Annotated in this window: 9 protein-coding genes, 1 pseudogene and 1 riboswitch; of the genes and pseudogenes, 9 read left to right on the top strand and 1 reads right to left on the bottom strand. The window is 71.6% G+C overall.

Annotated elements, in window-relative coordinates:
* The 5 genes and pseudogenes from ACFVYK_RS37015 to ACFVYK_RS36995 form a co-directional block, all read left to right on the top strand.
* A pseudogene (locus ACFVYK_RS37015) lies at positions 1 to 193 on the top strand (4-hydroxy-3-methylbut-2-en-1-yl diphosphate synthase); the annotation flags it as partial.
* A gap of 30 nt (positions 194 to 223) precedes the next feature.
* Complete coding sequence (gene dxs, locus ACFVYK_RS37010; protein WP_389781130.1) at positions 224 to 2146, top strand: 1-deoxy-D-xylulose-5-phosphate synthase; 1923 nt, start codon at positions 224 to 226, stop codon at positions 2144 to 2146.
* On the top strand, positions 2143 to 3528 hold the full coding sequence (locus ACFVYK_RS37005) for an aspartate aminotransferase family protein (protein ID WP_389781129.1): 1386 nt from the start codon (positions 2143 to 2145) through the stop codon (positions 3526 to 3528). The genes dxs and ACFVYK_RS37005 overlap by 4 nt, the downstream gene beginning before the upstream one ends.
* 92 nt (positions 3529 to 3620) lie before the next feature.
* Positions 3621 to 4253: a helix-turn-helix domain-containing protein gene (locus ACFVYK_RS37000; protein ID WP_389781128.1), complete on the top strand. Its 633-nt coding sequence runs from the start codon at positions 3621 to 3623 to the stop codon at positions 4251 to 4253.
* A complete protein-coding gene (locus ACFVYK_RS36995) occupies positions 4250 to 4372 on the top strand; it encodes a DUF6126 family protein (protein ID WP_389781127.1) in 123 nt (40 codons plus the stop codon). Before ACFVYK_RS37000 ends, ACFVYK_RS36995 begins: the two co-directional genes overlap by 4 nt.
* Before the next feature lie 42 nt (positions 4373 to 4414).
* Here ACFVYK_RS36995 and ACFVYK_RS36990 read toward each other — a convergent pair whose 3' ends face one another.
* Positions 4415 to 5212 (bottom strand): tyrosine-protein phosphatase, encoded by a 798-nt coding sequence (locus ACFVYK_RS36990; RefSeq protein ID WP_389781126.1) that lies wholly within the window; start codon positions 5210 to 5212, stop codon positions 4415 to 4417.
* Between the two features lie 213 nt (positions 5213 to 5425).
* Between ACFVYK_RS36990 and ACFVYK_RS36985 the strand changes: the two genes are divergently transcribed.
* From ACFVYK_RS36985 to ACFVYK_RS36970, 4 genes are all read left to right on the top strand, one after another.
* On the top strand, positions 5426 to 7501 hold the full coding sequence (locus tag ACFVYK_RS36985; RefSeq protein ID WP_389781125.1) for an alpha-galactosidase: 2076 nt from the start codon (positions 5426 to 5428) through the stop codon (positions 7499 to 7501).
* Positions 7502 to 7770: 269 nt separating this feature from the next.
* A riboswitch (cyclic di-AMP (ydaO/yuaA leader) is annotated at positions 7771 to 7964 on the top strand.
* A 4-nt stretch (positions 7965 to 7968) separates the two neighbouring features.
* On the top strand, positions 7969 to 8931 hold the full coding sequence (locus tag ACFVYK_RS36980; RefSeq protein ID WP_389781124.1) for a peptidoglycan DD-metalloendopeptidase family protein: 963 nt from the start codon (positions 7969 to 7971) through the stop codon (positions 8929 to 8931).
* Positions 8932 to 9214: 283 nt separating this feature from the next.
* Entirely contained in the window at positions 9215 to 9928 is a 714-nt protein-coding gene (locus ACFVYK_RS36975; protein WP_389781123.1) for a DUF6250 domain-containing protein, read from the top strand.
* A gap of 126 nt (positions 9929 to 10054) precedes the next feature.
* Complete coding sequence (locus tag ACFVYK_RS36970; RefSeq protein WP_389781131.1) at positions 10055 to 10840, top strand: SGNH/GDSL hydrolase family protein; 786 nt, start codon at positions 10055 to 10057, stop codon at positions 10838 to 10840.
* Positions 10841 to 10977 lie beyond the last annotated feature (137 nt).

Genomic DNA, 10977 nt, shown 5'->3' with positions numbered 1-10977 from the left:
CCTCGGCGTGGCCTCCGGCAACGGCAAGGGCCAGATCTTCGTCAAGGGCGAGGTCGTCAAGACCGTCCCCGAGTCGAAGATCGTCGAGACCCTCATCGAGGAGGCCATGAAACTGGCCGAACAGATGGAACGCGAAGGGGTCGCTTCCGGCGCCCCCGCCGGCACGGGGAAACCGGCCGTGACGGTGAGTTGAGGCAAGGCACGGACCGAGAGGGGGCCCGACGTGACGATCCTGGAGACCATCCGGCAACCACGCGACCTGAAGGCGCTGTCCGAGGCGGAACTCGGCGAACTGTCCGAAGAGATCAGGGAGTTCCTGGTGCACGCGGTCGCCAGGACCGGCGGACACCTCGGGCCCAACCTGGGCGTGGTGGAGCTGACCGTCGCGCTGCACCGGGTCTTCGAGTCGCCGGCCGACCGCATCCTGTGGGACACCGGCCACCAGAGCTATGTGCACAAGCTTCTGACCGGTCGTCAGGACTTCTCCAAGCTGCGCGGCAAGGGCGGTCTGTCCGGCTACCCCTGCCGCGAGGAGTCCGAGCACGACGTCATCGAGAACAGCCACGCCTCCACCGCGCTCGGGTGGGCCGACGGCCTCGCCAAGGCCCGCCAGGTGCGGGGCGAGAAGGGGCACGTGGTCGCGGTCATCGGGGACGGGGCGCTCACCGGCGGCATGGCCTGGGAGGCGCTCAACAACATCGCGGCCGCCAGGGACCGGCCGCTGATCATCGTCGTCAACGACAACGAGCGCTCGTACGCGCCGACGATCGGCGGGCTCGCCAACCACCTGGCCACCCTGCGCACGACCGACGGCTACGAGAGGGTGCTGGCCTGGGGCAAGGACCTGCTGCTGCGTACCCCGGTGGTCGGCAGCACGGTGTACGAGTCGCTGCACGGCGCGAAGAAGGGCTTCAAGGACGCGTTCGCGCCGCAGGGCATGTTCGAGGACCTGGGCCTGAAGTACGTCGGCCCGATCGACGGACACGACCTGGCGGCCGTCGAGTCCGCGCTGCGGCGGGCCAAGCGCTTCCACGGGCCGGTGCTGGTGCACTGCCTGACCGAGAAGGGGCGCGGCTACGAGCCGGCCCTCGCGCACGAGGAGGACCGCTTCCACACCGTCGGCGCGATGGACCCTCTCACCTGCGTGCCGCTCGCGCCGGCCGGCGGGCCGTCCTGGACGTCCGTCTTCGGCGACGAGATCGTGGCGATCGGCGAGGAGCGCGACGACGTCGTGGCGATCACGGCGGCGATGCTGCACCCGGTGGGGCTCGGCAAGTTCGCCGAACGCTTCCCCGACCGGGTGTGGGACGTCGGGATAGCCGAGCAGCACGCGACCGTCAGCGCGGCGGGCCTGGCGACCGGCGGTCTGCACCCGGTCGTCGCGGTCTACGCCACGTTCCTCAACCGGGCCTTCGACCAGCTGCTGATGGACGTGGCCCTGCACCGCTGCGGGGTCACGTTCGTGCTGGACCGGGCCGGCGTCACCGGCGTCGACGGCGCGTCCCACAACGGCATGTGGGACATGTCCGTGCTCCAGGTCGTGCCGGGGCTGCGCATCGCCGCCCCGCGCGACGCCGACCAACTGCGCGCGCAGCTGCGGGAGGCGGTCGCGGTGGACGACGCGCCGACGCTGGTCCGCTTCCCGAAGGAGTCGGTCGGACCGCGGGTGCCGGCCGTCGACCGGGTGGGCGGCATGGACGTGCTGCGCCGCGGCGAGCGGGCGGACGTGCTGCTGGTGGCCGTCGGTGTGATGGCGCCGGTGTGCCTGCGGGCCGCCGAGCTGCTCGCGGCGCGGGGCGTCGACTGCACGGTGGTGGACCCCAGGTGGGTCAAGCCCGTCGACCCGGCTCTGCCCGGCCTGGCCGCCGGACACCGGCTGGTCGCCGTCGTGGAGGACAACAGCCGTGCCGCGGGCGTCGGCTCGGCGGTGGCGCTGGCCCTGGGCGACGCCGAAGTCGACGTCCCCGTACGCAGGTTCGGCATCCCGGAGCAGTTCCTCGCGCACGCCAAGCGGGGCGAGGTGCTCGCCGACATCGGGCTCACGCCCGTCGAGATCGCCGGACGGATCGGCGCCAGCCTGGCGGTGAAGGACGTCGGGCCCGTCGGCGGCACGGCGGCCGGCCCAGTCAAGGAGAAGGCTGAATGACCACGGAGTTCGACCTCGGCGCCCTGCTGGCCGAGCGCGGAGCCGAGCGCTACGAGCTGCACGGCAGGTACCTCAACCACCAACTGCCGCGCATGCTGCACACCATCGGCTTCGACAAGGTCTACGACCGTGGCGAGGGCGCGCACTTCTGGGACGCGGACGGGAACGACTACCTGGACATGCTCGCCGGGTTCGGGGTGATGGGCCTGGGCCGTCACCACCCCGTCGTCCGCAAGGCGCTGCACGACGTCCTGGACGCCCAGCTCGCCGACCTCACCCGCTTCGACTGCCAGCCGCTGCCCGGCCTGCTGGCCGAGAAGCTGCTCGCGCACAGCCCGCACCTGGACCGCGTGTTCTTCGGCAACAGCGGCACCGAGGCGGTGGAGACGGCGCTGAAGTTCGCCCGCTACGCGACGGGCCGGCCGAGGGTCCTGTACTGCGACCACGCCTTCCACGGACTCACCACGGGCTCGCTGTCCGTGAACGGCGAGTCGGGCTTCCGGGACGGGTTCGCGCCCCTGCTGCCCGACACGCCCGTCCCGCTCGGCGATCTCGACGCGCTGGCCGCCGAGTTGGCGAAGGGGGACGTCGCCGCCCTGATCGTCGAGCCGATCCAGGGCAAGGGGGTGCACGAGGCGCCCCCCGGCTATCTGCGCGCCGCCCAGGAGTTGCTGCACCGGCACAAGGCGCTGCTCGTCGTGGACGAGGTGCAGACCGGCCTCGGCCGGACCGGCGACTTCTACGCCTACCAGCACGAGGACGGCGTCGAGCCGGACCTGGTGTGCGTGGCCAAGGCGCTGTCCGGCGGGTACGTCCCGGTGGGCGCGACGCTCGGCAAGGACTGGATCTTCAAGAAGGTCTACTCGTCGATGGACCGGGTGCTGGTGCACTCGGCGAGTTTCGGCTCCAACGCGCAGGCCATGGCGGCGGGGCTCGCCGTGCTGGCCGTCATGGAGAACGAACAGATCGTCGCGAACGCCCGGCTGACGGGCGAGCTCCTGAAGTCCCGGCTCGCGGCGCTGACGGACACGTACGAGCTGCTGGCCGACGTCCGCGGGCGGGGGCTGATGATCGGCATCGAGTTCGGCAGGCCCCGGTCGCTGAAGCTGCGCAGCCGCTGGACCATGCTCCAGGCGGCGCGCAAGGGACTGTTCGCGCAGATGGTGGTCGTGCCGCTGTTGCAGCGGCACCGGATCCTCACCCAGGTCTCCGGCGACCATCTGGAGGTGATCAAGCTGATCCCGCCGCTGATCATCGGCGAGGCGGAGGTGGACCGTTTCGTCGAGGCCTTCACCGCCGTGATGGACGAAGCGCACAGCGGCGGCGGGCTGATGTGGGACTTCGGCAAGACGCTGGTGAAGCAGGCGGTGGCCAACCGCTGATCGGCGGGACGGCCGTGACCGCCGCGGACCGAGCGCTTTGCCTCTGAGGCAAGGAATTTGCCGCAGAGGCAAACCCGGCGTGCAATGGAGACATGCACCCGCCCCAGTCGGAGCCCCCGACACAGCAGGTCGAGACTCTTCCCGCCGTCGCCCCCCAGCTGCGCGCCCTGCGCCGCCGGGCCGCCCTCACCCTGGAGGCCGCGGCCCGCGACGCCGGACTGTCGCCCGCCCATCTCTCCCGTCTGGAGACCGGGCAGCGCCAGCCCTCGCTGCCGATGCTGCTCACGCTCGCGCGGGTCTATGGTACGACCGTCTCCGATCTGCTCGGGGAGACGGTCGCCGACCGCGACGCCGTGGTCCGCGCCGCCGACATGGAGCCGACCCGCGCGGGCGGCTGGACGTACTGGCAGGCCGGCGCCTCCGGGCGCGGGATGCAGGCCCTGCGCGTCCACGTGCCCCACGGCTCCCAGGGGGACATCGTGCGCGTACACCCCGGGGAGGAGTGGCTGCACGTCCTGCGCGGAAGGCTGCGGCTGCGGCTGGGGGACACCACGGAACTGCTGGGTCCGGGGGACGGTGCGCACTTCGACTCGCTGACCCCGCACCGCATCGCCGCCCAGGACCCCGACGGCGTCGAACTCCTCTTCGTCCACACCCTGTTGCAGAGCCCCACCGCCACGCTGTGCCTGGGGCCGAACCCGTCAGAGAGCGGAGTGACGTCATGAGCGACTTCGAGACGAAGTTCCCCCGCGCCCTGTGGATCCGGCTGATCGTCTACATCGCCGTCGGCCACCTCTTCGCGGGGTTTCTGTGGCTGCTGTTCGAGGTGGGGGCCGGCCAGTAGGCCGACGCACGGACGAACGTCGGCCGGCCGGGCGGGGCGGCGTCAGTCGAGCAGGCGCTCCCGCAGCCGCTCGCGGGTCTCGGGGGAGAGCCCGAGACCCTGCTCCAGATAGGCGTCGACCCCGCCCCAGGTCTCCTCCACGGTCTCGAAAGCCGCCGCCAGGTACTCCGCGCGGGCGTCGAACAGAGGGCTCAGCAACTCCATGATCTCGGGGGAGTAGGCCTCGCCCGAGGCGGAGCTGCGGCGCACCTTGTAGCGGCGGTGGCGGGCGTTGGACTCCAGGTAGTCGCCGAGGATCGCGTCCCGCTCCACGCCCACGGCCAGCAGCGTCACCGCGACGGACAGGCCCGCCCGGTCCTTGCCCGCCGCGCAGTGCAGCAGGGCCGGCAGGCTGTCCTCGGCGAGCGCGTGCAGTACCCGCGCCTGCTCCGCCGTCCGCTCCTTGACGATCGTGCGGTACGAGGCGATCATCCGGTCCGCGGCCTTGCCGTCGCCGAGGATCGCGCGCAGCTGGTCGATCTCGCCGTCGCGGACCATCTTCCAGAACTCGGCGCCGTGGGCCGGGTCCGACAGCGGCAGGTTGACGTTGCGCACACCCGGCAGTTCGACGTCGGGACCCTCCAGCCGCTGGTCCGCCGCGTTGCGGAAGTCGAAGATCGTGTGCAGGCCGAGGCCGGACAGGAACGCGGCGTCCTCGTCGGTCGCGTGCGCGAGATGGCCGCTGCGGAACAGCACGCCGTGGCGCACGCGCCGGCCGTCCACGGTCGGCAGACCGCCCACGTCCCGGAAGTTGCGCACGCCGGCCAGCTCGGGCTCGGTCGACGGGATCTGCTGCGTCACTGGGGCGTCCCTTCCTGTCGGTCTGCGCCGGCGCCGCTGGTGGCGGCCGGCGGGACATCTCCTCGACCTTACGACATGGGTTCCTGGGGCAACGGGTTGTCCCCGCAGCGTCCGCCCAGGTGAGCGTCCTGCCGACGGGGAGTTGCCCGGCGGGCCGACCGCACTCGATGATGTCGGCGTTTGATCGCACCTGTTCGAATCAGTGGGGGTTTGATGCCCGAGATCGCCGACAACGGCCGCACCTGGCTCCTTTCGGGGCCGACGAGCAGCTACGCCCTCCATCTCACCGAGGCCGCGGAGCTGATCCATCTGCACTGGGGCCCGCGCATCGCGCTCGCGGACGCCGAGGCCCTCGCCGGGTCGGCGCCGCCGGAACGCGGAGCGTCCTTCGAGTCCCCGCTCGACGGGCGCGAGGAGTACCCGGTCGAGGGCGGACCCCGCTTCGTGCGCCCCGCCCTGTCCGTGCGCACCGACGAGCGGCGGGGCACCGAGTGGACCTTCGAGGCGCACGAGAGCGAAGGCGACGAGCTCCGGCTGCGCTTTCGGGACGCCGGACTCGCGCTGACCCTGCACTACCGGATGCGCGGCGACGTCGTCGAACGGTGGACGACCCTGCGCAACGAGGGCGAACGGCCCCTGGAACTGCTCCGCGCGGACTCGGCCACCTGGACCCTGCCCCACCGCGACGACTGGCGACTGTCCCAGCTGCACGGCCGCTGGGCCGCCGAGTCGCGGCTGACGCGGTCCCCGCTCACCTACGGGGAGAAGGTCATCGGCAGCCGCCGCGGCCACACCGGGCACCAGCATCTGCCCTGGGTCGCCCTCGACACCGACGCGACCGAGGAGCGCGGCGAGGTCTACGGCTGCGCCCTCGGCTGGTCCGGCTCGTGGCGCATCGCCGTCGCCCAGCTCCCCGACGCCCGCGTGCAGATCACCGGCGGCGCGGGTCACGACGACTCGGGTCTGCTGCGCCTCACGGCGGGCGAGACCTTCACCACGCCGGTCTTCGCCGGCCTGTGGAGCGACGCCGGTTTCGGCGGCGCGAGCCGCGCCTGGCACGCCTACCAGCGCGCCCACGTCGTCCCGGACGCCGAGCAGGACCGGCCGGTGCTGTTCAACTCCTGGGAGGCCACCTACTTCGACATCTCCGAGGAGCAGCAGGCGACCCTCGCCGGGCGGGCCGCGGCGATCGGCGTCGAGCTCTTCGTCGTCGACGACGGCTGGTTCGGGGCGCGCACCGGCGACCACGCCGGACTGGGCGACTGGCGCCCCAACCCGGAGCGCTTCCCCCACGGGCTGAAGCCCCTCGCGGACCACGTGCACGGCCTGGGGATGCAGTTCGGCATCTGGGTCGAGCCCGAGATGGTCAACCCGGACAGCGACCTGTACCGGGCGCATCCCGACTGGGTGCAGTTCCAACCGGGACGAAAGCGGACGGAGTTCCGCAATCAGCTCATGCTGAACCTCGCCCGCGAGGACGTCCAGGAGTACCTCTGGCAGCAGCTCGACGCATTGCTGTCCAGTGCGCCGATCGACTACGTCAAGTGGGACTTCAACCGCTGCTTCACCGACGCCGGCTGGCCCGAGGACCCCTACCCGCAGCGCCTCTGGGTCGACCACGTGCGAGCCCTGTACCGACTGCTGGACCGGCTGCGGGCCGCCCACCCGGGCGTCGCCTTCGAGTCCTGCTCGGGCGGCGGCGGGCGGATCGACCTCGGCATCATGAGCCGCACCGACCAGGTGTGGACCTCCGACAACACCGACCCCCTCGACCGGCTCGACATCCAGCACGGCTTCAGTCAGATCCACCCGGCGCGGGTCATGGCCGCATGGGTCACCGACAGCCCCAACACCCAGCTCAACGGCCGGGTGAGCTCGCTGCGCTTCCGGTTCGTCAGCGCGATGGCGGGGGTGCTCGGGGTCGGCGGCGACCTCTCCGAGTGGAGCGACGAGGAGCTTGCCGAGGCGCGTCGATGGGTGGATCTCTACAAGGAGATCCGGCCGCTCGTGCAGCACGGCGATCTCTACCGGCTGCGTCCCCCCACGGGCGGGCTGAGCGCCGTGCAGTACGTGCGCGGCGACGAGAGCGTGGTCCTCGCCTGGCTGCAGGCCCAGCGGTTCGGCGAGCCCGTCCCGGCGCTGCGGCTGCGCGGACTCGACCCGACGGCGTCGTACGAATGCCGTGAAACGGGCGAAGTGCACCGGGGTGCCGTTCTGCTGCATCACGGATTGCGTGCCGAGCTGCGGGGCGATCTCGATGCGACGGTTATCCGCCTGCGTCGCATCTGAGTTATCTGTCCGAAATGGATCCTTCGTTCCAACTCGACCTTAAATAGGGAGACCTGGAGGGGCATCACGTGAGCAGCGTCATATTCGTGACCGTACGTCGCCGGTCATGTTCACGTAATGCGCATGCTTTTCCGGGCCCCTTGGTGATAACCGAGCATTCCGTTTAACGCAGTGTGACCACGGATTCCCCCGGGGGATCAAGAGAAACCTGTGAACAGCACAACCTCTGCTTGTCCCCGTGCGTCTGGGTCGCTTACGTTCCACACCAATCCGGACGGACGCCGAATCCTGCCACCGCCCGGATCCCGCACACTCACCCGTGCATGGCAGGAGCGGGGGACCCACAGGCACAACCGCCTGTTCCGGTCTCCGGAACAGGCTCGGGGTAAAGCCGCGTCTCGGCGCGGCCGGGCATCTCCAGCCCGCACCCGACAGCTCACCTCGCAGGCGCCGGAGAGGAATTCGTCATGCCCGCGAAGGGTAAGCACCGCCGTCCGAAGACTCAGCGCTTCACCCGTTCCATAGCCGTCGCCGGAACCGGCGGCGCCGCGCTCGCCCTCCCGCTGATGGGCGCGTCCGGCGCCCACGCGGCCGCCCCGGAGGCGGTTGCGCAGACCTCCGCCCGGCCGGTCGCGCAGACGGTGTCGGAAAAGACCGTCCAGGCCGCCGAAGTGACCCGCAAGACCGCCACCGGGACGACGTACACCGTGCGGTCCGGCGACTACCTCTCGAAGATCGCGGACGAGCAGCACGTCAGCGGCGGCTGGCAGCGGCTCTACCAGGACAACCGCACGGCCGTCGGCGACGACCCGTCGCTGATCCACCCCGGCCTCAAGCTGTCGATCGGCAAGAAGGCCGCGACCGGCGGCCACAAGTCGTCCGGCTCGTCCTCGTCGTCGGCCTCCAAGAGTTCGTCGTCCAAGGCCTCGCAGTCCTCGGCTTCCTCGAAGTCCTCCGTCGCGAAGACGTCCGCCTCCTCGTCCTCCTCGAAGGCGACCCAGGCCGCCGAGAGCAGCTCCGACGGCTTCGCCCTGCCCGTGGCCGGCGCCGCCATCGGCACGCCGTACCACCAGTCGGGCAGCATGTGGTCCAGCGGCTACCACACCGGTGTGGACTTCGTCGTCCCGACCGGCACCTCGCTGAAGGCCGTGGGCGCGGGCACCGTCGTGTCCGCGGGCTGGGGCGGCGCGTACGGCAACCAGGTCGTCATCAGGCTCGCCGACGGCTACTACGCCCAGTACGCCCACCTCTCCCAGCTCTCCGTCTCGGCCGGCCAGACCGTGACCGCGGGCCAGCAGGTCGGCCTGTCCGGGGCGACCGGCAACGTGACCGGCCCGCACCTGCACTTCGAGATCCGCACCACGCCGGACTACGGCTCGGACGTGGACCCGATCGCCTACCTGCGCTCGCACGGCGTCGCCGTCGGCTGACCCCCCCCGACTGCCCCCGCCTGACACGCAGTCGAAGGCCGGACCCCGATCGAAGATCCGGGGCCCGGCCTTCGGCGTGTCCGGACTCCGGCCCCGGGCGGGTCGGGCCCGCAGGGCTCGCCGGTCTCCCGGGGCCGAACCGCGGCCGACCGTGATCGTTTCATTGCGGTCCTGTGGCGGGCCGGGCCGGCGCATCGACAAACGGTGGAGGCGCCATCACAGTGGTCGTGCCGGGGAAAGCGCTTTCCCGCGCTTCGACCTCCCACCGAAGGAGCCGCATCCCGTGACGACCACGCGCAGAGCGTTCGCAGCCCTCGCCGCCGGTGCGGCCCTGGGGGCCCTCGCCCCCGCGGCCGACGCCGGCGCCGCACCACGCCGACGACGACGCCGGCTCATCGCCCACGACGACTTCCGCCACGGTCTGCGTCAGTGGGCCGTGGAGCTGGAGCAGGGCGGGACCGTCACGGCCTCCCGCGGCGCCCTGGAGATCGACGTGCCCGCCGGGGCCACGATCTGGTTCAGGCGGCCGTTCGCAGGGCCCTACGTCCTCGAATACGTCGCCACGCCCGTCGCCGCGGGCGGGGTCAACGACCGGGTGTCCGACCTCAACACCTTCTGGAACGCCGTCGACGTCCGTTCCCCGGACGACCTCTTCGCCACCCCGCGCGGCGGCGCCCTCGCCGAGTACGACCAGCTCAAGACGTACTACGCCGGCTACGGCGCCAACTCCAACACCACGACCCGGCTGCGCCGTTACGTCGGCCGGGCCGGAGTGCGGCCGCTGGTCTTCGACTACACCGAGCCGCTGCTCGTGCCCAACGCCCCGCACCACGTCAGGATCGTCTCCGACGGCCCGGTCGTGCGATGGTGGAACAACGGGCGGCTCGTCTTCGACTGGACGGACCCCGAGCCGTACACGGAAGGGCACTTCGCGTTCCGCACCACCTGGAGCCATTTCCGGATCGACGACTTCCGGGCGTGGTCGCTTATTCCCTGATGGGCCAACTCTTGAGGAGTGGCTTATCTCACCGACCGTCAATTGCTTCCTACGGTCGCGTAAGTCACATTCGAAGGTGAATCATGCACTGCTGTGGCAGACGATTCGAAGAGTGACAACAGATCAGTGATCGGGTCGTACGTGGCGGTGGGGGACAGCTTCACCGAGGGCGTCGGCGACCCCGGCCCGGACGGGGCCTTCGTCGGCTGGGCGGACCGCTTCGCGGTGCTCCTCGCGGACCGGCGGCCCGAAGGCGACTTCGACTACACCAACCTCGCGGTCCGCGGAAAGCTGCTCGACCAGATCATGGAGGACCAGCTCCCCAGGGCCGTGGCGCTCGCCCCGGACCTGGTCTCCTTCTGTGCGGGCGGCAACGACATCCTCCGTCCCGGCACCGACCCGGACGAGGTCGCCGAGCGCTTCGAGCGCGCGATCGCGGCCCTGGCCGCCGTAGCCGGCACAGTCATGGTGACCACCGGCTTCGACACCCGTGGCGTTCCCGTGCTCAAGCACCTGCGCGGAAAGATCGCCACCTACAACGGGCACGTGCGCGCCGTCGCCGACCGGTACGGCTGCCCGGTGCTCGACCTGTGGTCCCTGAAGTCCGTGCAGGACCGCAGGGCCTGGGACGGCGACCGGCTCCACCTCTCCCCGGAGGGGCACACGCGCGTGGCGCTGCGCGCCGGCCAGGTCCTCGGCCTGGAGGTGCCGGCCGACCCGGAACAGCCCTGGCCGCTGCTCCCGCCGCGCGGCCCCCTCGAAGTGCGGCGCGACGACGTCCACTGGGCGCGCGAGTACCTGGTGCCGTGGATCGGACGCCGGCTGCGCGGGGAGTCCTCCGGCGACCACGTGGTCGCCAAGGGCACCCTGTCGCCGGACGACATCAGGATGCGGATCTCCGCCGTCGCCTGAGCGGGCCCGGCCCGGGGGGCCCGGCGGGCCCGCGCACGATAAGCCGCCCGGCCGGCGGGCCGCGCCCGAAGGGGGGGGGGGGGGAGTGGGGGGGGGGGGCGGGCGGGCGGGGGGGCGGGGGGGGGGGGTCCGCCCGC

It is taken from the genome of Streptomyces sp. NPDC058291, from assembly GCF_042880855.1.
In the GTDB taxonomy this organism is placed as follows: Bacteria; Actinomycetota; Actinomycetes; order Streptomycetales; family Streptomycetaceae; genus Streptomyces.
The sequence above is the reverse complement of the archived record's forward strand: the minus strand, read 5'-3'. Positions and strand labels throughout refer to the sequence as shown.

Bases quoted from the DNA above. Each gene is read 5' to 3' on its own strand.
- ACFVYK_RS37005 (WP_389781129.1), top strand. From the start codon at position 2,143: ATGACCACGGAGTTCGACCTCGGCGCCCTGCTGGCCGAGCGCGGAGCC.
- ACFVYK_RS37000 (WP_389781128.1), top strand. From the start codon at position 3,621: ATGCACCCGCCCCAGTCGGAGCCCCCGACACAGCAGGTCGAGACTCTT.
- ACFVYK_RS36995 (WP_389781127.1), top strand. From the start codon at position 4,250: ATGAGCGACTTCGAGACGAAGTTCCCCCGCGCCCTGTGGATCCGGCTG.
- ACFVYK_RS36985 (WP_389781125.1), top strand. From the start codon at position 5,426: ATGCCCGAGATCGCCGACAACGGCCGCACCTGGCTCCTTTCGGGGCCG.
- ACFVYK_RS36980 (WP_389781124.1), top strand. From the start codon at position 7,969: ATGCCCGCGAAGGGTAAGCACCGCCGTCCGAAGACTCAGCGCTTCACC.